The following is a 26,555-nucleotide window of genomic DNA, read 5'->3' on the forward strand; positions in this document are numbered from 1 at the left end:
AGGATTTACTGGTTGACCGTGGCGAGCGCCGCCATGGCGTTGTCGGCAAATTTCCGCGACGCGTCGAGCGCGGCGCGGCGCGCGTCCACCTTGGCGAGCCAGGCTTGCGCCGCGGTGCGATCGGCCGGCGGCAACGACTTCAATTCGCGCTCGGTCAATGCGAGATCATTATGCACGGCGGCCGATGTCACGCGCGCGACGATGCTGCCGCGGTCGGTCCCGGTGCCGTCGGTCCGCTCGATCTGGATCAGGGTGGAGGCGCCGGCCTTCAAACGATCGACCAGCCCGGCGCTGGCTGCCGCAGCGTCCGGCGGCGGCGGCGCGAGTTGCGGCACGATCTCGATCAGATCGCGGCACAGCTTGTTCGGACTAGGCACGCCTGACGCGGCGAAGACGTCAAGCGGCTTCAGCACGTCAGGATTGTCGGAGATTGATTTCGCGGCCTCGAGCGCCGAGGCATAGGGATCGCCGTGACGAACCGCGACGTCGAGCAGCGATGCCGCGACCACGCGGCGCAGCGGCACGTCGTCCGCCTTCGCCTCGGCCTTGGTGTCGGCGATCTTGCTATCCTGCTTGGCGATCGCGGCACCCTGCGCCTTCACCGCGCCCTCGACCTTGTCGATGCGTGCCGTGATGCCGGAGATGTCGGGCGCAGCCGCGCCATCGCGCGGCGCGGCCTTCACCTCATTGACCGCCGCCGCAAGCTTGTCGGATTGCGCGCGCGTTGCGGCGAGCTCGGTGCGCAACGCGGCGATCGATTTGTCGAGCGCCTCCAGCCGCGCGGTTGCCGCGGGATCGGCGGCCGTAGCGACCGGCCTGCCGGCTTTCGATTCAAGCGCGGTCAGGCGCGTGCCGAGTTCGTCGACCGTTGCGGCACTGGGCTGCGGCGTCGACGCCGGCGGCACCGCCGGCCAGCCGAGCAACCAGCCGACCCCGATCACCAGCGCTGCCGCGACCGCGCCCGATACCGGCGCCACCACCCAGGGTGACACCGGCCGCGACGGCTCGGCCACGGACGCCGCGGCGGCGGGCTCGGCCTGCGGCTCGGCGTGGGGAGCAGGATCGGGATGAGGCTCCGCCTCAGGCGCAGCCGCCTCCGCTGCCTTGTCGGTATCCTTGTCAGTATCCTTGGCGCCTTCCTCGCCTCCCTCGGCCGTTGGCGGCTCGCTGGAGATCTCGGTCGCCTGAAGATCGATGGTCGGCGGCGCGCGCTTGGGCCGGGAATCCGGCGAAGGTCCTGGGTCGTCGGGCCTATCTTCAGCCATCGCGAGGGTCCTCAAAACTACTGGCCGCACATTGTAGCAGAATCGGCCGACGTTCTTAGAGCACGATCCTAAAAACGGAGCATTGCCTAACATCATGGTCAGACGAAAGAATTATTCCGCTCACGGCCGCAGGGTGCGCACCAGCGCCTCCAGCAGGGCGTTTTCGTCCGGGCGCGCCGCCACCACCACCTTGGTCGCGCCGGCGTCATGGAGCACCGCGGCGACCGCAGCCGAGATGCAGCATTGCGGCAGTGCGAGCGCCGAAATCTCGATTCCGTCGGCCCGTATGGTGTCCAGGAACGCCTGCGCGCTGCGGCGGGAATAGTGCAGCACCGCGGTGATCCGGCTGGCCAGGAAGGCGTCACTGACCTCCGTCGGGAAGCCGGCCACCGACGCCATCCGGTAGGTGGTGTGGGTGACGACCGTCAGGCCGGTTTCGCTGAGTTCGCCCGCCAGATTGCGCGACAGGTCGGCGCCGGCGAGATAGAGCAGCGTGGCTGAAGCCGCCAGTTCGCCGGCCTTGACCCGCGCGAGCACGAGATCGCGCAAGCTCACCGCATCGCCCTTGGCCACCATCACCTTGTCGAAGCCCGCGGCGCGCGCGGCGTCGGCGGTGTGTGCGCCCACCGCGAACAGCGGCAGCCGCAACAGCCGGCTGCCGGCGAGATCAATCGCGCGCGGGGCGTTGGCGCTGGTCAGGATGACCGCGTCATAATCCGCATCATCGTCATTGAACGGTAACGGCTCGAAGCGCAGCACCGGTGCCGCGAGGGCCTCAAAGCCGCGTTGGCGCAGCGTCGCCACCGTCGCGTCATTGTCCGGATGCGGTCGTGTGACAAGGATGGTCACGGATCAGGTCTCCCGCCCTGCGAATTGGACCTTGCCGACCGATTGCACTTCAAGACCTCGCAATGCTACCCCGGAGGGGACAATTTGATGAACATGATCTTGCCGGAAACCGGTTCCGGCCTGTCCGGATCATGCTGGTAGCACAAGGGCCGAAATTGGGACACGAACCACCGATGCTGGTGCTGGGGATCGAGACCACCTGCGATGAAACCGCAGCCGCCGTGGTCGAGCGCCAGGCTGACGGGCAGGCAAGGATCCTCTCCAACGTCGTGCGCTCGCAGATCGACGAGCACGCCCGCTTCGGCGGCGTGGTGCCGGAGATCGCGGCGCGCGCCCATGTCGACCTGCTCGACGGTATCGTCGCCTCCGCCATGAAGGAGGCCGGTGTCGGCTACGGACAATTGTCGGCGGTCGCCGCAGCCGCCGGCCCCGGCCTGATCGGCGGGGTGATCGTCGGTCTCACCACCGCGAAGGCAATCGCGATGGTGCACGACACGCCGCTGATCGCGGTGAACCATCTCGAGGCGCACGCGCTGACGCCGCGGCTGACCTGCGCGCTTGCGTTTCCCTATTGCCTGTTCCTGGCCTCGGGCGGCCACACCCAGATCGTCGCCGTGGTCGGCGTCGGCGAATATGTGCGGCTCGGCACCACCGTCGACGACGCGATGGGCGAGGCGTTCGACAAGGTGGCGAAGATGCTGTCGCTGCCCTATCCCGGCGGGCCGCAAGTCGAGCGCGCGGCGGCCGGCGGCGACCCGACGCGGTTTGCGTTTCCGCGCCCGATGCTCGGCCGTCCCGATGCGAATTTCTCGCTGTCGGGATTGAAGACGGCGGTGCGCAACGAAGCTAGCCGGCTGGAGCCATTGGAGCCGCAGGACATCAGCGACCTCTGCGCAAGCTTCCAGGCCGCGGTGCTGGAATCGACCGCGGATCGGCTGACCGTCGGCTTGAGGTTGTTCCAGGAGCGGTTCGGCACGCCGCGCGCGCTGGTCGCGGCCGGCGGCGTTGCCGCCAACCATGCCATTCGCAGCGCGCTACAGGATGTCGCGGCGAAAGCGCAGACCACGCTGATCATCCCGCCGCCGGCGCTCTGCACCGACAATGGCGCAATGATCGCCTGGGCCGGTGCCGAGCGAATGGCGCTCGGCCTCACCGACACGATGGAAGCGCCGCCGCGGGCACGCTGGCTGCTCGACGCCAACGCCAAGGCGCCGGCCGGCTACGCCAACAGCCGCGCCGGATATTGAGACATGTTTGACGGAGTTCGCCGCAGACACCACTTCACCTCGCCCCGCCTGCGGGGAGAGGCACAGGCCGCCTTCGGCGGCCGTCTTGAAGAACGCCGAAACGAAGTTTCGGCTGTGTCGCATGTAGCGCAGCGAAATGCGATCCGGGTGAGGGGGTACAGGTTCCAACGCTCGGCGCACTCGCGGATAGAGCCCCTCACCCCAACCCTCTCCCCGCAAGAGCGGGGCGAGGGAGCACACCTGAGCTAGGGATCCGATGCCCGCGCATATGTCAGTCAGCGTGATCGGTGCCGGCGCCTGGGGCACCGCATTGGCCGAGGTCGCGGCACGCGCCGGACGCAAGGTGACGCTGTATGCGCGCAATGCCGAGCATGCCGCGCAGATCCAGGCGACGCGGGTCAATCCGCGGCTGGCTGGCGTCCAGCTTCATCCCGACATCGCGGTGACATCGGATATCGCCGCTGCCGCGCGCGCGGACATCATTCTCGCGGTCACTCCGGCACAGCATCTGCGCGCCGCGGTCAGTCATCTCGCGCCGCATCTTGCGCCCGATACACCTGTCATCGCCTGCGCGAAGGGCATCGAGCACGGCACGCACAAGTTCATGACCGAGGTGATTGCGGAAGCAGCACCGCGCGCGGTGCCCGCGATCCTGTCGGGACCGAGCTTTGCCGACGACGTCGCGCGCGGATTGCCGACGGCCGTAACGTTGGCCACCAGGGACGAGGCGCTGGCACGCGCGCTCGTGCAGGCGCTCGGCTCGGCAACCTTCCGGCCCTATCACACGTCAGACGTGCGCGGCGTCGAGATCGGCGGCGCGGCCAAGAACGTGCTGGCGATCGCCGCCGGCATCGTCGTTGGCAGGAATCTCGGTGCTTCCGCGCTCGCCGCGCTGACCACGCGCGGCTTCAGCGAGCTCGCGCGATTGGGTCGCGCTTGCGGGGCACGCACCGAAACACTCTCCGGCCTGTCTGGATTGGGCGATCTCCTGCTCAGCTGCTCGACCGCGCAATCGCGCAATTTCGCGCTCGGCCTCGCGCTCGGTCGCGGTGAAGCGGCGCCGGTCGGCAAGCTCGCCGAAGGCGCATTCACCGCGCCGGTGCTGTGCGAGCTCGCCGCTGCGCAGAAGGTCGATATGCCGGTGTCAAACGCGGTCGCCGCGATCCTGAGCGACCGGCTGACGATCGATGACGCGATCGAAGGCCTGCTGACGCGGCCATTCAAGGCGGAAGGTTAGCGCTTGTCGCGGTGACGCGTTTTCTTCACGCCAACCGGTCTCCGCTTGGTTCGAAGACGCCCCGATCACCGCGCCGTCGCGAAGGCGACGAGGTCGTGCAGTCCGGGCCCCGCTCCGTCGGGTGTCACGCCGAGTTCCTCGGCTGACGCGTTGGTGCGGTTGACCCAAAAGGTCGGATAACCGAACCATTTTGCACCGGCCACGTCCCACCCGGCGAATGCCGCAAAGACGATCTCCTCCTTCTTCAGTCCGAACGCGTCGACACCCATTTGATAGGCGCGTGCATCCGGCTTGAAGGCTGCGACCTTGTCGGTGCTGAGGTGATCCTCGAACAGACCCTCGAGCCCGGAATTCTTGATCGCCGCGTCCAGCATCGGTGCGGTGAAGTTGGAGAGAAACGCCATGCGCAGGCCGGCGGCGCGAAGCTGCACGAGCGCCGGCACGACGTCCGGCCACGCCCTCAGTTCCAGGTAGCACTGCATCAGGCGGTCGCGCTGCTCGGGCGAGAGCGAGATCTTCATCGCCTTTGCCGCGAACACCAGCGCGTCCTCGGTGACCCGCCAGAAGTCGGCATATTGCCCGCCGAGTGTCCTGAGCCAGCCGTATTCGAATTGCCGGGTTCGCCACATAGCGCCCAGCTCCGCGCCCATGCCGGGGAACATCTCTTCCAGCCGGGCGGATACCGGACGGGGATCGATGACGGGGAAGCCGTCGAAGGCGACCGCCCGGAACGGCGGGCGGCCTGCCGCGCGCGACCGATCGGGCAACACCGTCGCGGCGGTGACGGAAGCCGCGGCCAGGGTCGTAAACGTCCGGCGATCCAGAAGCATGTCGTTTCCCCGCATTGTGTGCCGCCAGCGTTCACACAATTGCGTGTTGGCACAATCGCCCGATTTCAGCAGAGATCATTCCGTGTTTCAGAACAATCGGGGAGAGGATGACGATGGACCGGCTCGAGGAGCTCCGCCTGTTTCTCGCGATCGTCGACAGCGGAAAGTTTGCGGCCGCCGGCCGCAAATTCGCACGTTCACCCTCCTCGACGACGCGGATCGTCGCCGAGCTTGAGCGGCGTCTCGGCACCCGGCTGCTGCAGCGGACCACGCGAAAGCTGTCGCTGACCGACTCCGGGGCGCGGCTTGCGGCGCAGGCGCGCCGCCTGCTCGCCGATTATGACGACGCGATCGACGGCGCGATCGGCGAGGCCGCAAGCCTGCGCGGCAACATCAAGCTGTCAGCGCCGACGCTGTTCGGCAGCCGTCACATCGCACCGCTGGTGCGCGCATTCCTTGAACGTCATCCTGACATCACGCTGCAACTGGCGCTCGAGGATCGTCTCGTCGATCTGATCGACGAGCGGATCGACATCGCGCTGCGGATCGGCCATCTGACGGACTCCTCGCTGAGGGCCCGGCGCGTCGGGGAAGTCCGACGCATTGTCGTCGCCAGCCCCGATTATTTGAAGCGGCACGGTCGGCCGCGCAGACCCGACGATCTTGCGCAGCATCACGCCGTGACCTTCGTCAATCAGGCGAGCCCCGCGGCCTGGTCGTTCCAGCACAAACAAGGGGGTCCGCAGAAGGTCAAGGTGTCGAGCCGCATGGAGGTCAATCGCGCCGAGACGGCAATCGGACTGACGCGTGACGGCATGGGCTTGACGCGGGTGCTGTCGTACCAGGTTGCGGGTGAACTCGCGGCGGGGTCCCTCGTCCGTGTGCTGAGGGATTATGAAGTCGCGCCGATACCGGTCCAGCTGGTCTATCCCAGCGCACGGCTGATGGCGCCGCGCATTCGGAGCTTCCTGGACTTCGCCGCCGGCGAGATTCCCCAGATCGGGTTGAACCACCTATAGCGGGTTGCAGCTGTCGCGCTTGACGGCGCTGACTTCCGCGCAGAGATCATGCGCACTGTGATAGCGTGGCGGCGACCGTCGGATCCCGTTCCAACAACAAGAAACCGAACTTGGGGAAAGTACATGCGTCAACCGCGTCACGTTATCGTTTCGATCAGCATTCTGTTTGCCATCGCCACCTCCTGCGCCACCACGCGCGCGCAAACGGCCGTACCGTACGACGAACTCGCCAAGCGCGAGGCTGCGGCGAACGCCGAGGACGGCAAGCGGGTCGCCCCGCTCAAATCGATCGGCAATCCCTCAAGTGACGTCTCCCCGGAGATGCAGGCGATGATCGGCGAGCCCTACCCGCCGCATTTCAACGCCGACCCGAAGACCCCTGCGGAGTGGAAGGAGCTGATCGACCGCCGCGCCAAGCTCCTGATCGCGGGTATTCCGGCCATGAAGGCGAAGCTCGGCGTCAAGGTCGAGGAAACCAGGATTGCCGGCGTGCATTGCTACATCGTGACGCCGAACAAGATCGCGCTCGAGAACCGGCGGCGCCTGCTGATCCACGTGCATGGTGGCGGCTACGTGTTCGGCCCCGGCGAAGCCGCGTTGCCGGAAGCCATCATGATGGCCGCCTTTGGCGGCTACAAGGTGATCTCGGTCGATTACCGGATGCCGCCGGACTTCCCCTATCCGGCCGCAATGGACGACGCGATGGCGGTCTGGAAGGAAGTCCTGAAATCGCACGAGCGCCACCGGCTGGCGATCTTCGGCACCTCGACCGGCGGCGCTATGACGCTTGCGATGGTGTTGCGGGCGAGGGACGAGAAACTGCCGCTGCCCGCCGCCATCGCGCCGGGCACGCCGTGGTCCGACATCGACAAGATCGGCGACAGCTACGCGAGCAATGAGTGGGTCGATAATGTGCTGGTGACCTGGGACGGATGGCTCGGCCGCGCGGCCAAGCTCTATGCCAGCGGGACCAGCCTGAAGAATCCCTACATTTCGCCGATCTACGGCGACTTCAAGGGTTTTCCGCCGACCATCCTGACATCGGGCACGCGCGACCTGTTCCTCAGCAACACGGTTCGCACGCATCGCAAATTGCGGCGCGCCGGCGTGATCGCCGATCTCAATGTCTATGAGGGGCAATCCCACGCGCAGTACCAGATGAATATCGATGCGCCCGAGACCAAAGAAGCCTTCACCGACATCGCCAAATTCTTCGATCGATACCTGAAGCAGTGAGCGCTGTCGTCAAGATAGATGCCCGCGCTTGTCGCGGGCATCCGGCTGCCTGTAGATTGCCGCGCAATGGACACTCGAACGGGGTGAGTTGCGATGAATTACTGGCTGGTGAAATCCGAACCGTCGACCTGGTCGTGGGACCAGCAGGTCGCCAAGGGCGCGAAGGGCGAAGCCTGGACCGGCGTGCGCAACTTCACGGCGCGGCAGAACCTCGTCAATATGAAGAAGGGCGACAAGGCATTCTTCTATCATTCCAACGAGGGCAAGGAGATCGTCGGCATCGCCGAGATCGTCAAGGAGGCCTATCCCGATCCGACCGACAAGACCGGCAAGTTCGTCTGCGTCGACATCAAGGCCGACAAGCCGCTGAAGACCCCGGTGACGATGGCCGCGATCAAGGCCGACAAGAAGCTCGTCGACATGGCGCTGGTGAAATATTCACGGCTCTCGGTGCAGCCGGTCACCGCGGAGGAATGGAAATACGTCTGCAAGATGGGCGGGCTGTAGCGTTCCACAAACTCAGTCGTCGTCCCTACGAAAGCAGGGACCCATAACCACAGGCGAGCAGTGTTGAGCGCGCTGTGGCTCCAGCTCGTTTCCGCAATCAACATTTGGGGTAATGGGTCCCGGCCTTCGCCGGGACGACGGCGGAGTTTGCGGCGGCGCTTACGCCCCCGCCGCCATCACCACTTGCGCCAGCAACTGCTCGCGCTTGGACTGGGTGCGGTAACCGCCCATCGTCGCGGCGAAGCGTTCGAGGATGCCGTCCTCGAAGGCGGTGACGATGGTGTCGTGGACGTAGCTCTTGCGGCAGATCGCCGGCGTGTTGGAAAGCTGGTCGGCGGCGGCGCGGATCGCGTCCAGCACCTGGCGCTTGCGGCCGCGCTGGCTGGCGGCCGGCGTGATCCGTGACAGCGATTCCACGACGACGGCCGAAGCCATCAGCGTACGGAAATCCTTCAGCGAGATCTTGATGCCGGCGAGCTCGCGCAGGAACGCATTCACCGCCGTGGTCGATGCAGCGCGGACGACGCCGGAGCGGTCGTGGTACTGGAACATGCGCTTGCCCGGGACGCCGCGCAGAATGCCGATCGCACGCACCAGCTTGGCCGCATCGCATTCCTTGCGTACGGCCTTACCGCCCTTGGCCTTGAAGGTCAGCACCAGGGAATCGTCTTCCAGCGTGACGTTCGACTTCAGAAGCGTGGTGGCACCGCGGGTGCCGTTGAGGCGGGCATAGGATTCGTTGCCGGGTCGGATCGCGGTGCGCGCGATCAGCTCGATCACCGCCGACAGCGCGAACTCGCGCGTCGGCTCGTCGCCGGACAGGAACGCCGAGACCTTGCGCCGGATCTTCGGCAGCGCGGCGACGAGCTTGGCCAGGCGATGCGCCTTGCGCTGCTCGCGGACCTTCTCCCAGTCGGCGTGATAACGGTACTGCAATCGGCCCGCGGCATCGCGGCCGACCGCCTGCAGATGTGAGCTCGGATCGCTGGAATAGCGCACCTGCCGATAGGCCGGCGGAACCGCCATCGCGTGCAGCCGGCGGATCGTCCGCGCATCGCGGACGTGCGAGCCGTTGGCGCGCACGAACGAATAATTCTTGCCGCGCTTGATGCGGCGGATGGTCAGCTCGTTCTGGTCGCCGAGCCGGAGGCCCAGATCGCGCGCGAGATCCTCGACGGAGGTCTTGATGGCGGCGGGCGCGTCGAGCTTGAGCTTTGCCCGGGGCGACTGCAACTTCGCCTGCGGCTGCTTGGGCCATTGGCCCAGCGCCTTCGCCAAGGCGACAGCGGGATCGGCGGACATGGGCCGCACAGCCGCGATGTTCTGCTGATCCATCATACTTCCAAGACGCCTTGTTCCGCTGTTCTCCCGGTAATGCCGTTGCTTCGGGCTTCGTTCCGGTTGGCCATCCGGCCTCGGTTTCGCGATTTAGGGCGTCGGGGCCGATATTGCGAGTCGCGAATCGGTTATCGACGGTTTCTAAATACCTTTCATGGGTGCCATTCGCCTGCTAACCTTGATTTTGAGCCCTCCGGGATCGGTCAAAATGGCGCGAGCCCGGCTTGGGAGCCGGGTTTTTGGGCACGACCAAGACGACAGGGCTGCAGCAGACAGGTCAGGGATCGTGCCGTTTCGTGCCAAGTCCCCGGACGGCGCCGCCGCGCCTCACGATCCATCCGGCTCGTCTGGAAGGTGATCAAACCGCACGGGCGGTTCAGGCGAACTTGTCGGCGCAGATCATCACGGCGGCCCTGCGGGTATTCATCGAAGCACGCTGGAGGTGGTCCAGCAGAATTGGCGCCGTGCCCTCGTCGGCGTCGGTCCCTGAATGTTGATTGAGGCTCTCCAATATCGGCATCAGCAGATCGCGGTCGGCAATTCCTTCGCGACATCCAGCCTCTGCGGTGACGGCGTGAAACGCCGGCGAGCGGACCAGAGAACGATACCACTACGACCAAGAGACCAGTGACCTGAAGCAGACGATGGAGCATAGGTTTCGCTCGTCAACCAGGCGCGGTAAACCGCCCAATCAGATGAGGAAGCCGGCGGGATATCCGGCGGCTTCGGCGCGACGAAAGTGACAGCCCTTTTTCCTTGCCGGGCCGGAATGCGGCAACGCATAATCGCGGCAATGATCAAGACGGCTTGCCGTCGCGTCGTTTGCGATCGGCAATGAGTGGAGGAAAGCGATGTCCGAGAAGATCTATGACGTGTCGGCCGACTGGGCCAAGCGCGCCTATATCGATGACGCCAAATATCGCGAGATGTACGCGCGCTCGGTCAAGGACCCCAACGGCTTCTGGGGCGAGCACGGCAAGCGGATCGACTGGATCAAGCCCTTCACCAAGGTCGAGAACGTCTCCTTTGCGCCCGGCAACATCTCGATCAAATGGTTCGAGGATGGCGTGCTGAACGTCGCCTGGAATTGCATCGACCGCCATCTCGAGAAGCGCGGCGACCAGACCGCGATCATCTGGGAGGGCGACAACCCTTCCGAATCCAAGCACATCACCTATCGCCAGCTGCACGACGAAGTCTGCAAGATGGCCAACATCCTGCGCACGCGGAACGTCAAGAAGGGTGACCGCGTCACGATCTATCTGCCGATGATTCCGGAAGCGGCCTACGCCATGCTGGCCTGCGCGCGGATCGGCGCGATCCACTCGGTGGTGTTCGGCGGCTTCTCGCCGGACAGCCTCGCCCAGCGCATCAAGGACTGCGACTCCAAGGTGGTCATCACCGCCGACGAAGGCCTGCGCGGCGGCAAGAAGGTGCCGCTGAAGGCCAATGTCGATGCCGCGATCGCCAAAACCGGCGGCGTCGATTGGGTCGTGGTGGTGAAGCGTACCGGTGGTGCGATCGACATGAACCCGACGCGCGACCTCTGGTATCACGAGGCGGCCGAGATGGTGACGACGGAATGCCCGGCCGAGCACATGCATGCTGAGGACCCGCTGTTCATCCTCTACACCTCGGGTTCGACCGGCACGCCGAAGGGTGTGCTGCACACCTCGGGCGGCTATCTCGTGTTCGCGTCGATGACGCATCAATACGTCTTCGACTATCACGACGGCGACATCTACTGGTGCACCGCCGACGTCGGCTGGGTCACCGGCCACAGCTACATCCTCTACGGACCGCTCGCCAACGGCGCGACCACGCTGATGTTCGAGGGCGTGCCGAACTACCCGGACAATTCGCGTTTCTGGAACGTGGTCGACAAGCACAAGGTCAACATCTTCTACACCGCGCCGACCGCGATCCGCGCGCTGATGCAGGGCGGCGACGAGCCGGTGAAGAAGACCTCGCGCAAATCGCTGCGCCTGCTCGGCTCGGTCGGCGAGCCGATCAATCCCGAAGCCTGGGAGTGGTACTACCGCGTGGTCGGCGACGATCGCTGCCCGATCGTCGACACCTGGTGGCAGACCGAGACCGGCGGCATCCTGATCACGCCGCTGCCCGGCGCGACCAAGCTGAAGCCGGGATCGGCGACGCGGCCGTTCTTCGGCGTGGTACCGGAGATCGTCGACGCCGACGGCAAGACGCTGGACGGCGAGACCTCGGGCAATCTCTGCCTGGCCAAATCATGGCCGGGCCAGATGCGCACGGTCTATGGCGACCATGCGCGGTTCGAGCAGACCTATTTCTCGACCTACAAGAACAAGTACTTCACCGGCGACGGCTGCCGGCGCGATGCCGACGGCTATTACTGGATCACCGGCCGCGTCGACGACGTCATCAACGTCTCCGGCCACCGCATGGGCACCGCCGAAGTCGAGAGCTCGCTGGTCGCGCATGAGGCGGTGTCGGAAGCCGCCGTGGTCGGCTACCCGCACGACATCAAGGGCCAGGGCATCTACGCCTATGTCACGCTGATGAAGGGCACCGAGCCGACCGAGGCCCTGCGCAAGGAGCTCGTCGCCTGGGTCCGCAAGGACATCGGCCCGATCGCGTCGCCGGACCTCATCCAATTCGCGCCCGGCCTGCCGAAGACGCGCTCCGGCAAGATCATGCGCCGCATCCTGCGCAAGATCGCCGAGGACGAACCGTCGAGCCTCGGCGACACTTCGACCTTGGCCGATCCGGCCGTCGTCGACGACCTCGTGCAGAACCGGCAGAACAAGAAGTAATCCGGCAACGGCAATATCGGGACATTGAAGAAGGGCCGCGCGCGATCTCCGCCGCGGCCTTTCGCTTTTTCGTCACGCGAACCGGCGTCCATCCCGCATCACGGGCGGGACAGGCTTCGCTCAAAAAACGCTCGGTGCGGCCATTTCACGGGATTGTCAGAGGCGCGGCGCGATTGCGGCGCGTTTGTGGCCAAGTGTTGTTTTCAGGTCATTTACTTTAATCCGAACTTTTCCTTTTCTGCCGGCCATCAGGACGTGTCTCGCGGCCGGTGTGAAACCACCCGGTTAAGACACGCGGTTAATATTGCGTGCGCGAGACCGGCGGGCCCGGTTTTTTCAGGGCTCTGCACCTTCGTTTTTGGCTCCCTCGCGGGAGCTGTTGGGAAGTGGAGAGGTTGATGTCGATGAAGTTTGCGGTGGCGCTGGCTGCCACCCTTGGTGCTGTTGTTGTGATGTCGCAGACGGCCGAAGCGCGGCCGGAAATGGTCGGAATACACGCCGACAATTATGAGCCGGGCACCATCGTGGTGAAGACCAACGAACGGCGGCTCTACCTCATTCTCGATTCCGGCCACGCGATGCGTTACCCGGTCGGCGTCGGCAAGTCCGGCAAGCAGTGGGCCGGCACCACCCGGATCGACGGCAAGTATCGCAACCCGGCCTGGTCGCCACCCGCCGAGGTCAAGCGCGACAAGCCGAGCATCCCGAACGTGATCGCCGGCGGTTCGCCGGCGAATCCGATGGGCGTCGCCGCGATGACGCTGGCCGGCGGCGAATACGCGATCCACGGCACCAACGTGCCCGGCTCGGTCGGCGGCTTCGTCTCCTACGGCTGCATCCGCATGCTGAACACCGACATCACCGATCTTTACTCGCGCGTCGAGATCGGCACGACGGTCGTCGTCACCCGCTGATCGCGCAGGGCGCTTCGTCGAAAGAAAAGCCGCGCAAATGCGCGGCTTTTTATTTGGCCGTTCAGCATGGCCGCGGCCGCGACGCTGTTACTCAGCGCGCAAAATTTCCGCACCAGCCAAAGCGATGGCCACCATTGTAGGCGCGCGCATGGCCGGCCGCGAGCAGCGCCGCCGAGACGTTGTCGGTCTTCCTGGTCGCGACATCGGCGACGACGCGGCCCTGATATTTGTCGGGACCGATATTGTAGATCGCGACATCGCCCTGGCCGAGCAGATCGCGCAGCGCCACCGTGGCTGCCTGCGCCATCTGCAGTTCGCGCGCGCAGGACGCCTTCAGCTCCGGCGCATCGATGCCGCGCAGCCGCACCCGCGTGTAGAGATCGGGCCCCGGCGCGAGATGCACCCTTGCCTCGAACGTGTCACCATCGATCGTCCTGATCACGTCGACAGCATGGCGCGCGTCAGGCGCGCCGCCGCGCTGCCAGATCATTTCGGCATCGCGCGACCGGCTCAACGACCAGTGCGATGGCGAGGGCACCCATTCAGGCACCCATCGGCGGATCGGCAACGTGCTGCCGACGGCAATGCCGAGAACGAACACCCATGGCAGCGCCGCCGAGACGCGGCGGCCCCAGGGCGAGCGGCGAAAGGGCGGACGTCCCGTCCCACGATAAGGATTTATTCTCTCGTATGGGGACATATTCCCAGACTGACCTGAGTCGAACGGTCAGGCAAGACACTCCAAAACCTCTCAGAAGTCCGAGGCGATGCCCTTGGTCTCCCAATCGCCGTAACGCGTCGGTTCCGGTCCCTTCGGGCCCTGGAATTCCTTCGGCCGCGCGGCCGCATCCTTCGCGGCGGCCTCCTCGGCAGCCTTGCGCCGCGCCGCGGCCTCGGCGAGCGCGCGCTGCGCCGCCGGCGTCAGCGGCTTGCGCGGCGCGGGTTCCGGCGGAGATGGCGATGGCGATGGCGATGGCGATTTCTCAGACATGACGGGCCTTTTTGACAAAACTTTCTGCCTGCGAATTTCGTATCTTGGTGTTGGCTCCGTGACGGCATCACGATCAAGAAATCCCGCAAGATGATTCTTACATTTGGCATATTCGCATGCCAGAGGTGTTTTCGAGTTGATGGCATGAGCCGAACGTAACTCAGCACCTTCGAGATATCTCCGCTCCATGCCTCCTTCAAGATTTGCAGTCCCTGCCGAAGTCCCCGGTCTCGCGGCGCGCCGCATCGCGGCCGACATCCTCGATGGCGTGCTGCACAAGCACCGCACGCTCGACGATCAGCTCGACGGCGCCGGCGCGCATCCCGGCCTGAAGTCGCTGGCCGATCGCGACCGCGCGCTGATGCGCCGGCTGGTGTCGACCATCCTGCGCAAGCTCGGCACGCTCGGCCATTTGCTGTCGCGTCTGCTCGACCGCGGCGTCCCGACCGATGCACCGCGCGCGCAGAGCGCGCTCCTGATCGGCGCCGCGCAGATCCTCTGGATGGACGTGCCTGACCATGCCGCGGTCGATCTGTCGGTGCGGCTGGTGCAGTCCGACCGGCGCGCGGCGAAATATGCCGGGCTCGTCAACGCCGTGCTGCGCCGCTGCGCGCGCGAGGGCCAGGGCCTGATCGACGAGATCAGCCCGCAGACGCTGGATCTGCCGCAATGGATGCTGGCGCGCTGGAATGCGCATTACGGTGAAGCCACCGCGCGCGACATGGCGCTGGCGCTCGGCCACGAGCCGTCGCTCGATCTCACGGTGAAGTCGGACGCGCCGCAATGGGCGAGCCGCCTGCATGGCGAGATCCTGCCGACGGGAACCGTGCGCACGCTGCTGCAGGGTTCCGTCACGATGCTGCCGGGCTTTGCCGAAGGCCAATGGTGGGTGCAGGACGCTGCCGCAGCACTTCCGGTGCGCCTGTTCGGCGACATCAAGGACAAGCGGATCGCGGACCTCTGCGCGGCGCCGGGCGGCAAGACCGCCCAGCTCGCGTTGGCCGGCGCACAGGTCACCGCGGTCGACCGCTCGCCGGCGCGGGTCGCGCGGCTGCGCGACAACCTCACGCGGCTGGAGTTGCAGGCAGAGACTGTCGTCGCCGACGCGGCCGAATGGCCGGCGGAGGCCGCGAGCTTCGACGGTATCCTGGTCGATGCACCCTGCACCTCGACGGGAACCATCCGCCGCCATCCCGACGTCGCCTGGCTGCGGCAGGAGAGCGACATCGCCGCACTGACGGCGCTGCAGAAGCGGCTGCTGCATAAGGCCGCCAATCTGCTAAAGCCCGGGGGCACCCTGGTCTACTGCACGTGCTCGCTGGAGCCGGAGGAAGGCGAGCACGCGATTGCGGCGCTGCTGGCGAGCGAATCAGGCCTGCGCCGAGCGCCGGTCGAGACAAGCGAAGTCGCCGGCCTCGACGACATCATCACCGCAGACGGCGATTTGCGCACCCTGCCCAGCCATTTGCCCAACGCCGACCCGCGGTTGGGCGGGCTGGACGGCTTTTACGCCGCCCGGCTGGTCAAATCCTGATTTTAAACTTCAGTCCTCTAAGCTCGAAGTGATTCGCGCGGTATCAAGAGGGTGTCTTGGATATCAAGAGGGTGTCTTGGCCGCGTTTCCGGATTAAATAAGGATTCGTTGAAAATTCCCTCCCCGCAAGGTTAGGCGTGTCGGTCGCTCAAAGCAGACGCATCTCGACGCTGATTGCTGGCCGGTTTGCCCGCAGCATGCTCGCACGCGCCAGCGGGAGCACGGTGGCGCTGTCGCGGCTCTGGCCCGGCCGCACCGACCGGCTGATCATCGCGCCGCATGATCTCAGGACCGCCGACGCCACCCGCGCGGCCGAGATCTATGCCGGGCGATTCGTTTTCGCCGGCAAGATCGTGACCTGCCACGGCCGCTCGATCTTCGATCTCGAACCGCCGTCGGAAGATTGGGAAGCCGCCCTGCTCGGCTTCGGCTGGCTACGCCACCTGCGCGCCGCCGACACCGCGCTGACCCGCGCCAATGCCCGCTCGCTGGTCGACGACTGGATCTCCAACCAGGCCCGCAAGCGGCCGCTGGAGCGGCGCGCCGATGTGCGCGCGCGGCGGGTGATCTCGCTGCTGTCGCAGGCGCCATTGGTGCTCGGCGACACCGACGGAAAATTCTACCGCAAATATCTGCGCGGGCTGGCGCGCGAGATCCGCTATCTGCGCCACGCGACGCTCGACAATGACGGCGTGCCGCGCCTGCAAGTTCTGATCGCGCTGTGCTATGCCTCGCTCTGCCTCGCCAACCAGGCGCGCAACATCAAATCCGCGACGCGCAGGCTGTCCGACGAATTGCAGCGCCAGATCCTGCCTGATGGCGGCCATATCTCGCGCAATCCCGGCGCGCTGGTCGAGCTGCTCAGCGATCTCTTGCCGCTGCGCCAGACCTTCGCTGCACGGAATATCGCGCCGCCCCCGGCGCTGCTCAACGCGATCGACCGCATGATGCCGATGCTGCGCTTCTTCCGGCACGGCGACGGCAGCTTCGCGCTGTTCAACGGCATGAGCACTGCGCCCTCCGACCTCGTCGCGACGCTGCTCGCCTATGACGACACCCGCGGCGTGCCGATGTCGAGCATGCCGCATAGCGGCTTCCAGCGGCTCGATGCCGGCAACACCACCTTGATCATCGATACCGGTCCGCCGCCGCCGGCCAGCGTCAGCCAGGATGCGCATGCCGGCTGCCTGTCGTTCGAGCTGTCCTCCGGGGTGAGCCGTATCGTGGTCAATTGCGGCATGCCGAACACCGGGCGCGACAATTGGCGGCCGTTCGCGCGTTCCACCGCGGCGCATTCGACGCTGACCTATCGCGACACCTCGTCGTGCCAGTTCGTCGAGCTGTCGGCGATGAAGCGGCTGTTGCGCGGCGCGCCGGTTACCAGCGGGCCGAGCAACGTCGAGAGCTACCGCGAAGCCATCCCCGACGGCGACGTGCTGACCGCCTCGCATGACGGCTATCTCTCGCGCTTCGGCGTGATCCACCGCCGCGTGCTGATGATTGCCCAGGACGGCACCCGGATGGAGGGCGAGGACTCGCTGTCGCCGGCACCCGGCGGCCGCATCAAGGGCAGCGAGGCCGATTTCGCGCTGCGCTTCCATCTGCACCCGTCGGTGAAGGCGAGCCGGCTGTCGGACGCCCGCGGCGTGATGCTGGTGCTGCCCAATCGCGACGTCTGGACCTTCGAGGCGATGGACGACAAGGTCGACCTCGAGGACAGCGTGTTCCTGGCCGGCAATGACGGTCCGCGCCGCACCTCCCAGATCGTGATCCGGCAGGACGCACGGCAGGCCGCCACCATCCGCTGGAGCTTCGTGCGCTCCTCGACCTCAGTCACCGCCACCAACGCCCGCCGCAACGCCCGCCGCGAGCCGGAACTGCCGCTGTAGGGCAATCTCCGCTATTTGAACCGTCATCCGGAGGAGCCGCGAAGCGGGTCTCGAAGGATGCACGGCCCCGCCGGTGGCCGTCGACCCTTCGAGGCTCGCTCCGCTCGCACCTCAGAGTCTGACTCATAATGCCGTCAATCGCTATGAGCGGCGGCAAGTCTGCGGGTCAGGAGCCTGATGTGGGCGAGGAGTAACCATGCGACTTCGGTGGCTGTGGCGGCCTCGAAGTCCTTGGCGAGACGTCGACATCTGCCGAACCAAGCGAATGTCCGTTCAACAACCCATCGTCGCGGCAGCAGCTGGAAGCCTTTGACGCCTTGAGGCCGCTCGACGATCTCGATGGTCCATGGACCGCAGTCCGAGAGGGCGTCGAGAAGCTGCTTCCCACGATAGATCCGATCGGCAAAAACGTGTCCCAGCCGAGGGAATTGCGTCCGTACCATCTTCAGCAACGGTACCGCACCATGGCAGTCCTGGACGTTGGCCGGATGCACATGAACTCCGAGGAGCAGGCCATTGGTGTCGGTCACAATGTGCCGCTTGCGGCCGTAGATGCGCTTCCCCGCGTCGTAGCCACGAGGCCCGCCGGCCTGCGTGGTCGGCGCACTTTGGCTGTCGATCACGGCAGCTGTCGGCTTTGAAGCACGTCCCAGCTTTTTTCGCGCCCGCTGAACAAGAACGCTGGCGATCTTCTGCCATCGACCCGTATCTCGCCACGCGTAAAAATAACCCTGCACCGTCGAATAGGGTGGGAACTCCTGCGGCAGTGCCCGCCACTGGCATCCTGTCGATAGAATGTAGAGAACCGCCTCCACAACACTACGAAGATCGGTTCGGCGCGGTCGGCCACGCCGGTGTGCTCGCGGCAGAAGGCGCCTGATCAGCCTCCATTCCGCATCTGTCATATCGCTTGCATAACGCAGGTCGTCCCGCCGATATTGCTTTCGAGTGATTTCAGTCCAGGGCATCGTGATCTCCTTCGAATCTTTGCAAATCCGATGGAATCACACCTCGCTGGGATCACTCACCCCCATTTATCAGTCAGGCTCTCAGGGTGACGGGTAGGCAGGGCCGGGCTATTTCGACCCAGTCATTCGCAATTTCCCGGGATATCGACCTTCCGCACTGGTTTCATAGCGCACAAAACCATGCTACCCGGCTGCCTTAACAGCCAAGGATTTTCCGATATGACCGAACAGCTTCGCCGCGTGACCCGCGCTCTGTTGTCCGTTTCCGACAAGACCGGACTGATCGATTTCGCCAAGGCGCTTTCCGACCATGGCGTCGAGCTGGTCTCGACCGGCGGCACCGCCAAGGCGATCGCGGCGGCCGGGCTCAAGGTCAAGGACGTCTCCGAGCTCACCGGTTTCCCGGAAATGATGGACGGCCGGGTCAAGACGCTGCATCCGAAGGTCCATGGCGGCCTGCTCGCGATCCGCGACAACAAGGAACATGCGGCGGCGATGGCCTCGCACGGCATCGCGCCGATCGACCTTCTGGTCGTCAACCTCTATCCGTTCGAGGCCACCGTCGACAAAGGGGCCGGCTTCGAGGAGTGCATCGAGAATATCGACATCGGCGGCCCCGCGATGATCCGCGCCGCGGCCAAGAACCATGACGACGTCGCCGTGGTGGTCGAGGCGAACGACTATTCTGCTGTGCTCGACGAGCTCGCCGCGCACAAGGGCGCGACCTCGCTTGGCCTGCGCCGGCGGCTCGCCGCCAAGGCCTATGCGCGCACCGCGGCCTATGACGCCGCGATCTCGAACTGGTTCGCCGTGCAGCTCGACACCAAGGCGCCGGACTTCCGCGCCTTCGGCGGCAGACTGATCCAGTCGCTCCGCTATGGCGAGAACCCGCACCAGACCGCAGCATTCTATGCCACGCCGGAGAAGCGGCCGGGCGTTGCCACCGCACGCCAGCTGCAGGGCAAGGAACTGTCCTACAACAACATCAACGACACCGATGCGGCCTATGAGTGCGTCGGCGAGTTCGATCCGCAGCACACCGCGGCCTGCGTGATCGTCAAGCACGCCAACCCCTGCGGCGTCGCCGAGGGTCCGGATCTTGCGACCGCCTATGCCCGCGCGCTCGCCTGCGACTCCACCTCGGCCTATGGCGGCATTATCGCGGTCAACCGCACGCTCGATGCAGATGCCGCGCGCGCCATCATCGGCATCTTCACCGAGGTGATCATCGCACCCGACGCGACCGAGGAGGCGATCTCGATCATCGCCGGCCGGCGCAACCTGCGCCTGCTGCTTGCGGGCGGCCTGCCGAACGCGCGCGCGCTCGGGCTCACCGCGAAGACGGTCGCCGGCGGCCTCTTGGTGCAGAGCCGCGACAACGCGGTCGTCGAGGACATGAACCTGAAGGTCGCGACCAAGCGCCCGCCGACCGACGCCGAGCTGCGCGATCTCAAATTCGCCTTCCGCGTCGCCAAGCACGTCAAGTCGAACACCATCATCTACGCCAAGGATCTCGCCACCGTCGGCATCGGCGCCGGCCAGATGAGCCGCGTGGACTCGGCGCGCATCGCCGCCCGCAAGGCGCTGGATGCGGCAGCCGAGCTGAAGCTTGCCGAGCCCCTGACCAAGGGTTCGGTGGTCGCCTCCGACGCGTTCTTCCCGTTCGCCGACGGCATGCTCGCCTGCATCGAGGCCGGCGCGACCGCGGTGATCCAGCCGGGCGGCTCGATGCGCGACGACGAGGTGATCAAGGCCGCCGACGAGCACGGCATCGCCATGGTGTTCACCGGCGTGCGGCATTTTAGGCATTGACTGCGACCGTAGCCCGGATGGAGCGACGCGAAATCCGGGACGGTTTCTCCGCGGACCAAAGACCCCGGATTACGCTTCGCTCCATCCGGGCTACGGGGCTGTCGTCCCTGCGAAAGCAGGGACCCATAACCACAGGCGTCAGTTGTCGGAAAAAGCTCGGGCTCCAGTGCCGCGCAACACGAGCTGCGGTGGTTATGCGTCCCGGCTCGCGCGGAGCCTGTCATCTGGCGGCGCTTAGCGCCGACCCGTTGGCTTGGCCGGGACGACGGCGGTGGTTTACTCGCGCACCTTCGCCAGCAGCACCAGCCCCACCACGAAGAACCCCACCAGCACCGCCATGCCGTATTTCTGGCTCGCGGTCGCGGCCGTGATCGCGCCGATCAGCAGCGGGCCGATGAACGACGTCACCTTGCCCGTGAGCGCGAACAAGCCAAAATACTGCGCGATGCGATCCTTCGGCGCGAGGCGGATCAAAAGCGAGCGCGAGGCTGCCTGCAGCGGCGCGCCGGTGGCGCCGATCAGGCAGCCCAGCACGATATAGGCGCGCTCGGCGGCGCCCGCGAACAACGGACCGCCAGGCACCGGCGGCGCGACCGGAATGAACAGGATGGAATCCTTGTTCACGGTGAGGATCACGACGATCGCAAACAACAGGATCACGAGGCTGCCGGTGATCACGCGCTTCGGTCCGAACGCATCGTCGAGCTTGCCGCCGAGCCAGCCGCCGAACGTCCCGGCCACCGCCAAAATGATTCCGAAGGTGCCGATCCGGATCGTGTCCCAGCCGAACGTGCCGGCGGCATAAATGCCGCCGAACGCGAACAGCGACACCAGCCCGTCGGTGTAGATCATGTTCGCCAGCAGAAACCACGCCAGCGATTTCTGCTTCCGCAGGCTGGCCAATGATCCCCTGAGCTCGCGCAGGCCCTCGCCGAGCGCCTGGCGCATCGGACGCTTCGCCGGATAGTCCGGCGTGAACAGGAACATCGGCGTCACGAAGATGATGAACCACAGCCCGGTCAGCGGCCCGGTGATGCGGTCGCCTTCATGCATGACGGGATCGAGGCCGAACAGCGGCGTGAAGCCGAACAGCGTGCGGCCGGTCTCGGCATTGGCGGCGAGAAAGCCGAGCACCAGCACGAGGCTGAGGATGCCGCCGACATAGCCGGTGGCCCAGCCGGTGCCGGAGAGCCGCCCGATCCGGTCCGGAGGCACCAAGGTCGGCATCATCGCATTGTTGAACACGGTCGCGAACTCGACGCCGACGCTGGCGATCGCATAGGCCAGCAGCAGTGCTGGGATGATGTCGGGATTGCCGGGCTTGCCGATCCACATCGCGCTCGAGCCGATCACCAGCAGCGCGCCGAAAACAGCAATCCACGGCTTGCGCCGGCCGCTGGCATCGGCGATCGCACCCAGCACCGGCGACAGCAGCGCGATCGCAAGTCCCGCAGCTGCGGTGGCAAAGCCCCACAGCGCCTGCCCGCTTGCGGCATCGGGCGCGACGAAGCTCGCGAAATAGGGCGCGAACACGAAGGTCGTGATCAGTGTGAAATAGGGCTGCGCGGCCCAGTCGAAAAAGATCCAGCTGACGACGGCAGCGCGGCCAGGATAGATCTTGGTGTAGGCCTGCGCATGTTCAGTGCTCGTCTGCATTGTTGCCGTCATCGCGAAGATATTCCCCAACTCGAACCACAGGCAGGCTTTTGCCGCTTCAATCCGTTCCCATATAGCATGGGCCGGTTTGCTGATACGGCGATGAACAGGGCAGGACATTTCGATGGCGCTGACAGCAACGATGTCGCGACGGCTGTTTACCGCTCTCCTGGCGATCGGCATCGCGACACCCGCCCTCGGCCAGGTGCAGCGGCGCGCTTACGAGCCCTCAGCCACCAATACGATTCAAAGCATTCGCGCCGAAAACGGCATGGTGGTGGCGCAGGAGAAGCTGGCCGCGCGGGTCGGCACCGACATCCTCCAGCAAGGCGGCAACGCCGTCGACGCCGCGGTCGCCACCGGCTTTGCGATGGCGGTGACCTATCCGCGCGCCGGCAATATCGGCGGCGGCGGGTTCATGGTCATCCATCTCGCCGGCCGCAACGAAGATGTCGCAATCGATTATCGCGAAACCGCGCCGCAGGCCGCGACGCGCGACATGTTCCTGAATGCCGACGGCAAGCCGGACCCGGACAAGTCGCGCAACTCCGCGCTCGCGATCGGCGTGCCCGGCACGGTCGCGGGCCTCGCGCTGGCGCTGGAGAAATACGGCTCCGGCAAGTTCACGCTGGCGCAAATCATCAAGCCCGCGATCGATCTCGCCAGCGACGGCTTCATCGTCACCGACGATACGTCGGACACGCTGTCGGACATGTACCGCCGCATGTCGCGCTGGCCGAACTCGGCCAAGACGTTCTCGCATGCCGACGGCACGCCGCTGCATGAGGGCGACCGCCTGATCCAGGGCGATCTCGCTGGCGTATTGACGGCGATCGCCGAGCAGGGACCGCGCGGCTTCTACGAAGGTGCGGTCGCCGAGAAGCTTGTCAGCGGGATCAAGAATGCCGGCGGCATCTTCACGCTCGAGGATCTGAAAGCCTACCAGCCGGTGATCCGTACCCCGATCCGCGGCACCTATCGCGGCTACGACATCGTCTCGATGCCGCAGCCTTCCTCCGGCGGTGTCGTGCTGCTGGAGATCCTCAACATCCTCGAGGGCTTTCCGATGTCGGATATGAAGCAGGGCTCGGCCGCCTCGCTGCATGTCATGATCGAGGCGATGAAGCGGGCCTATGCCGATCGCGCCCGCTATCTCGGCGACCCTGCCTTCGTCGACGCGCCGACGCAGCTGCTGATCGACAAGGATTATGCCGCCAGGCAGCGTGCCACCATCGACCTTGCGCGCGCTACGCCCTGGACCGACGTGCGCAACGCCAAGCAGCCGCATGAGGGCGACAACACCACGCATTATTCGGTCGTCGATGCCAACGGCAACGCCGTCAGCAACACCTACACACTGAACTTCCCCTACGGCGTCGGCCTGGTCGCCGACGGCACCGGCGTGCTGCTCAACAATGAGCTCGACGATTTCACCGCGGCGCCCGGTGCCTCCAATGCGTTCGGCCTGGTCGGCTTCGAGGCCAATCTGCCCGGACCCGGCAAGCGCCCGCTGTCGTCGATGGCGCCGACCATCGTGCTCAAGGACGGCAAGCCGGTGCTGGTGACGGGATCGCCGGGCGGCAGCCGCATCATCTCCGCGGTGACGCAGATCATCGTCAACGTCATCGATTACAAGATGGACATCGCGGCTGCGGTCGCCGCGCCCCGCATGCATCATCAATGGCTGCCCGACGAGGTCCGGATCGAGCGCGGCTTTCCCGACGAGGTGCTCGCCGAGTTGCGCGCCAAGGGGCACAAACCGGTCGAGCCGCTCGGCTACTCCTCCGCGAACTCGATCGTCGTTACGACCAGTGGTCTGCTCGGCGCGCCCGACCCGCGCACGCGCGGCTCCGCGGCTGCGGGATACTAGAGCTTGATCCGGACCGGTACGGCCGCGCTAGCGCAAAGTGCGAAGCGGTTTTCCCACGACAAACGCGAAGCCTTTGCGCCGAGATCATGCTCAAACTAAAGACCTAGATGGGCAAACGCGGCTTTGCCCGACCTGCGACATCGCGATAGATTGGCGGTCCGCGCAACTCCGGCCGCGGATCGCAAACAGCCGGTGAATGATTTCTCCGGGGAACGCGCATGAGCACGGCCGAATCCAAATCAATCGAAGTCGCAGAGATCGAGGACACCAGTCTCCTCGCCTTCTATCGCGACATGAACCTGCCGGAGCGGCGCACGTTCTGGGCCTGCGCCTCGGGCTGGACGCTCGACGGCATGGACTTCATGATCTATCCGCTGGTGATCGGCACCATCATCACGCTGTGGAAGGTCGATGCCGGCACCGCCGGGCTGGCCGGCACCGTGACGCTGCTGGCCTCCGCTGTCGGCGGCTGGCTCGGCGGCTATCTGTCCGACCGTATCGGGCGGGTCAAGACGCTGCAGCTCACCATCATCTGGTTCTCGTTCTTCTCGCTGGTCTGCGCCGTGGTGCAGAATTTCGACCAGCTCCTGATCGCCCGCGCGCTGCTCGGCTTAGGCTTCGGCGGCGAATGGGCGGCCGGCGCGGTGCTGATCGGCGAAGCGATCCGGCCGCAATATCGCGGACGCGCGGTCGGCTCGGTGCAGTCGGGCTGGGCGATCGGCTGGGGCCTTGCGGTGCTGGCGCAGGCGATCCTGTTCTCGATCCTGCCGCCCGAGAACGCCTGGCGCTGGATGTTCGTGATCGGCGCGCTGCCCGCGCTGCTGGTGTTCTATCTGCGCCGCTATGTCACCGAGCCGGAGATCTCCGCCGCGACGATGGCGCAGCAGCAGGCATCCGGCAGCGGGCCCGCCGCATTGTGGGAGATTTTCCAGGGACCGATCCTGAAGACCACGCTGCTGGCCTCGCTGGTCGGCACCGGCATGCAGGGCGGCTATTACGCCATCACCTTCTGGGTGCCGCGCTTCCTTACCACCGAGCGCAAGCTCTCGGTGGTCGGCTCGACCGGCTATCTCGCGACGCTGATCATCGGCTCCTTCATCGGCTATCTGGTCGGCGCCTGGCTTGCCGACCGGATCGGCCGGCGCAATCTGTTCCTGATCTTCTCGCTCGGCGCCATCGCGATCGTGCTGCTCTATACCCAATTGCCGCTCTCCAACGAGGTGCTGTGGGTGCTGGGCTTCCCGCTCGGCTTCTTTGCCTCAGGCTATTTCTCTGGCATGGGCGCATTCCTGACCGAGCTCTATCCGACCCGGCTGCGCGGCTCCGGACAGGGCTTCTGCTACAATTTCGGCCGCGGCGTCGGCGCCTTGTTTCCGTTCCTGGTCGGCGCGCTCTCGACCACGACGACGCTCGCCAACGCGATCGCGATCTTCGCGGTGGCGGCCTATGCCGTGTTCTTCATCGCCGCCTACGCGCTGCCGGAAACGCGCGGGCGCGTGCTGCATGCGGGCGGGTAGCGCCGTAACAGGTGCGCGATGGCCGCGACGCTTGCTCCGTCGTTCCCTCCCCCCTTGCGGGGGAGGGCTAGGGAGAGGGGTGGCCGCGAAGACGGTGCTTGTGGCTTACCCCTCTCCCCAACCCTCCCCCGCAAGGGGGGAGGGAGCCCTAATAGTGTGCGTCCCTAACTAAGGAGGAGCCAACAGATGACATCGCTCAAAGGCAAGACGCTGTTCATCTCGGGTGCGAGCCGCGGCATCGGGCTTGCGATTGCGCTGCGCGCCGCGCGTGACGGCGCCAACGTCGCGATCGCGGCGAAGACCGCCGAGCCGCATCCAAAGCTGAAGGGCACGATCTACACCGCCGCCGACGAGGTCCGCGCCGCCGGCGGCAAGGCGCTGCCGGTGCTCTGCGACATCAGGGACGAGGCGCAGGTGATGGCGGCGATTGAAGCCACCGTCGCCGAATTCGGCGGCATCGACGTCTGCGTCAACAATGCCAGCGCGATCAGCCTGACCCCGTCGCAGGCGACCGACATGAAGCGCTACGACCTGATGATGGGAATCAACACCCGCGGCACCTTCATGGTGTCGAAATACTGCATTCCGCATCTGAAGAAAGCGGAGAATCCGCACATCCTGATGCTGTCGCCGCCGCTCGACATGAAGACGAAGTGGTTCGAGCATTCGACCGCCTACACGATGGCGAAGTTCGGCATGAGCATGTGCGTGCTCGGGCTGGCCGGCGAGCAAAAAGCCGCCGGCATTGCCGTCAACGCATTGTGGCCGCGCACCACGATCGCAACCGCCGCGGTCGGCAATCTGCTCGGCGGCGACGCCATGATGCGCGCCAGCCGCACGCCCGAGATCATGGGCGATGCGGCCTACGCGATCGTCACGCGGCCATCGCGCGAGTTCACCGGCAATTTCTGCATCGACGACAAGGTGCTCTATGCCAACGGCGTGCGTGACTTCGAGCGCTATCGCGTCGATCCCTCGGTGCCGTTGATGTCGGATTTCTTTGTGCCCGACGACGATGTGCCGCCGCCCGGCGTCACCGTGCAGCCGTTGCCGTCGGCGGGCGGCGCGCAGACGGCGCGCTAAG

At 65.7% G+C, this 26,555-nt stretch carries 22 protein-coding genes; 13 read left to right on the forward strand and 9 right to left on the reverse strand.

The annotated features are described in order from the left end of the window. Positions 1–5: 5 nt before the first annotated feature. Both AAFG13_RS26270 and AAFG13_RS26275 read right to left on the reverse strand, forming a co-directional pair. Positions 6–1,265, reverse strand: a complete 1,260-nt coding sequence (locus AAFG13_RS26270; RefSeq protein ID WP_342708664.1) for a hypothetical protein — start codon at positions 1,263–1,265, stop codon at positions 6–8. A 120-nt stretch (positions 1,266–1,385) separates the two neighbouring features. Then, a complete protein-coding gene (locus AAFG13_RS26275) occupies positions 1,386–2,114 on the reverse strand; it encodes a uroporphyrinogen-III synthase (RefSeq protein WP_342708665.1) in 729 nt (242 codons plus the stop codon). 173 nt (positions 2,115–2,287) lie between these two features. Here AAFG13_RS26275 and tsaD point away from each other — a divergent pair, with 173 nt between their 5' ends. Together tsaD and AAFG13_RS26285 are read left to right on the forward strand one after the other, a co-directional pair. After that, on the forward strand, positions 2,288–3,361 hold the full coding sequence (tsaD, locus tag AAFG13_RS26280; protein WP_342708666.1) for a tRNA (adenosine(37)-N6)-threonylcarbamoyltransferase complex transferase subunit TsaD: 1,074 nt from the start codon (positions 2,288–2,290) through the stop codon (positions 3,359–3,361). Between the two features lie 256 nt (positions 3,362–3,617). After that, a complete protein-coding gene (locus tag AAFG13_RS26285; RefSeq protein ID WP_342708667.1) occupies positions 3,618–4,598 on the forward strand; it encodes an NAD(P)H-dependent glycerol-3-phosphate dehydrogenase in 981 nt (326 codons plus the stop codon). A gap of 65 nt (positions 4,599–4,663) precedes the next feature. Here the strand turns inward: AAFG13_RS26285 and AAFG13_RS26290 are convergent, their stop codons facing one another. Then, positions 4,664–5,428 carry a haloacid dehalogenase type II gene (locus AAFG13_RS26290; protein WP_342708668.1) on the reverse strand — a complete coding sequence of 255 codons (765 nt, stop codon included), beginning with the start codon at positions 5,426–5,428 and terminating at the stop codon, positions 4,664–4,666. Positions 5,429–5,541: 113 nt separating this feature from the next. On the opposite strand from AAFG13_RS26290, the gene AAFG13_RS26295 reads away from it, so the two are divergent. The 3 genes from AAFG13_RS26295 to AAFG13_RS26305 all read left to right on the forward strand — a co-directional run bounded on the left by AAFG13_RS26295 (position 5,542) and on the right by AAFG13_RS26305 (position 8,190). Further along, positions 5,542–6,447: a LysR substrate-binding domain-containing protein gene (locus tag AAFG13_RS26295; RefSeq protein WP_342708669.1), complete on the forward strand. Its 906-nt coding sequence runs from the start codon at positions 5,542–5,544 to the stop codon at positions 6,445–6,447. A 123-nt stretch (positions 6,448–6,570) separates the two neighbouring features. Beyond that, complete coding sequence (locus AAFG13_RS26300; protein WP_342708670.1) at positions 6,571–7,683, forward strand: alpha/beta hydrolase; 1,113 nt, start codon at positions 6,571–6,573, stop codon at positions 7,681–7,683. Between the two features lie 93 nt (positions 7,684–7,776). Next, positions 7,777–8,190, forward strand: a complete 414-nt coding sequence (locus AAFG13_RS26305; protein ID WP_342708671.1) for an EVE domain-containing protein — start codon at positions 7,777–7,779, stop codon at positions 8,188–8,190. Positions 8,191–8,349: 159 nt separating this feature from the next. Here the strand turns inward: AAFG13_RS26305 and AAFG13_RS26310 are convergent, their stop codons facing one another. Next, a complete protein-coding gene (locus tag AAFG13_RS26310) occupies positions 8,350–9,528 on the reverse strand; it encodes a DNA topoisomerase IB (protein ID WP_212320189.1) in 1,179 nt (392 codons plus the stop codon). Between the two features lie 376 nt (positions 9,529–9,904). Beyond that, on the reverse strand, positions 9,905–10,048 hold the full coding sequence (locus tag AAFG13_RS26315; protein ID WP_342708672.1) for a hypothetical protein: 144 nt from the start codon (positions 10,046–10,048) through the stop codon (positions 9,905–9,907). 331 nt (positions 10,049–10,379) lie between these two features. Between AAFG13_RS26315 and acs the strand changes: the two genes are divergently transcribed. Together acs and AAFG13_RS26325 are read left to right on the forward strand one after the other, a co-directional pair. After that, positions 10,380–12,320 carry an acetate--CoA ligase gene (gene acs, locus AAFG13_RS26320; protein ID WP_342708673.1) on the forward strand — a complete coding sequence of 647 codons (1,941 nt, stop codon included), beginning with the start codon at positions 10,380–10,382 and terminating at the stop codon, positions 12,318–12,320. Between the two features lie 398 nt (positions 12,321–12,718). Next, on the forward strand, positions 12,719–13,234 hold the full coding sequence (locus tag AAFG13_RS26325) for a L,D-transpeptidase (RefSeq protein WP_092121208.1): 516 nt from the start codon (positions 12,719–12,721) through the stop codon (positions 13,232–13,234). Positions 13,235–13,325: 91 nt separating this feature from the next. On the opposite strand, the gene AAFG13_RS26330 is transcribed toward AAFG13_RS26325, so the two are convergent. Then, the gene (locus tag AAFG13_RS26330; RefSeq protein WP_342708674.1) at positions 13,326–13,934 is read right to left on the reverse strand and encodes a thermonuclease family protein; all 609 of its coding nucleotides are present in this window, start codon (positions 13,932–13,934) and stop codon (positions 13,326–13,328) included. Between the two features lie 51 nt (positions 13,935–13,985). Next, positions 13,986–14,225: a DUF1674 domain-containing protein gene (locus tag AAFG13_RS26335; RefSeq protein ID WP_342708675.1), complete on the reverse strand. Its 240-nt coding sequence runs from the start codon at positions 14,223–14,225 to the stop codon at positions 13,986–13,988. 187 nt (positions 14,226–14,412) lie between these two features. Here AAFG13_RS26335 and AAFG13_RS26340 point away from each other — a divergent pair, with 187 nt between their 5' ends. Both AAFG13_RS26340 and AAFG13_RS26345 read left to right on the forward strand, forming a co-directional pair. Next, a complete protein-coding gene (locus tag AAFG13_RS26340; protein ID WP_212312872.1) occupies positions 14,413–15,759 on the forward strand; it encodes an RsmB/NOP family class I SAM-dependent RNA methyltransferase in 1,347 nt (448 codons plus the stop codon). A gap of 137 nt (positions 15,760–15,896) precedes the next feature. Next, positions 15,897–17,648, forward strand: a complete 1,752-nt coding sequence (locus AAFG13_RS26345) for a heparinase II/III family protein (RefSeq protein ID WP_212312870.1) — start codon at positions 15,897–15,899, stop codon at positions 17,646–17,648. Positions 17,649–17,782: 134 nt separating this feature from the next. Here the strand turns inward: AAFG13_RS26345 and AAFG13_RS26350 are convergent, their stop codons facing one another. Beyond that, positions 17,783–18,616, reverse strand: a complete 834-nt coding sequence (locus AAFG13_RS26350) for an IS5 family transposase (RefSeq protein WP_342708636.1) — start codon at positions 18,614–18,616, stop codon at positions 17,783–17,785. Positions 18,617–18,835: 219 nt separating this feature from the next. Here AAFG13_RS26350 and purH point away from each other — a divergent pair, with 219 nt between their 5' ends. After that, positions 18,836–20,428, forward strand: a complete 1,593-nt coding sequence (gene purH, locus AAFG13_RS26355) for a bifunctional phosphoribosylaminoimidazolecarboxamide formyltransferase/IMP cyclohydrolase (protein WP_342708676.1) — start codon at positions 18,836–18,838, stop codon at positions 20,426–20,428. Positions 20,429–20,704: 276 nt separating this feature from the next. On the opposite strand, the gene AAFG13_RS26360 is transcribed toward purH, so the two are convergent. After that, entirely contained in the window at positions 20,705–22,084 is a 1,380-nt protein-coding gene (locus AAFG13_RS26360) for an MFS transporter (RefSeq protein ID WP_342708677.1), read from the reverse strand. 124 nt (positions 22,085–22,208) lie between these two features. On the opposite strand from AAFG13_RS26360, the gene ggt reads away from it, so the two are divergent. From ggt to AAFG13_RS26375, 3 genes are all read left to right on the forward strand, one after another. Beyond that, positions 22,209–23,954, forward strand: coding sequence for a gamma-glutamyltransferase (gene ggt, locus AAFG13_RS26365; RefSeq protein WP_342708678.1), 1,746 nt, complete (start codon positions 22,209–22,211; stop codon positions 23,952–23,954). Positions 23,955–24,172: 218 nt separating this feature from the next. Beyond that, complete coding sequence (locus tag AAFG13_RS26370; RefSeq protein WP_212312862.1) at positions 24,173–25,471, forward strand: MFS transporter; 1,299 nt, start codon at positions 24,173–24,175, stop codon at positions 25,469–25,471. A gap of 186 nt (positions 25,472–25,657) precedes the next feature. Beyond that, a complete protein-coding gene (locus AAFG13_RS26375; protein ID WP_342708679.1) occupies positions 25,658–26,554 on the forward strand; it encodes an NAD(P)-dependent oxidoreductase in 897 nt (298 codons plus the stop codon). The last annotated feature ends 1 nt before the right edge of the window (position 26,555 follow it).

The sequence above is a fragment of the Bradyrhizobium sp. B124 genome (genome assembly GCF_038967635.1).
In the GTDB taxonomy this organism is placed as follows: Bacteria; Pseudomonadota; Alphaproteobacteria; order Rhizobiales; family Xanthobacteraceae; genus Bradyrhizobium.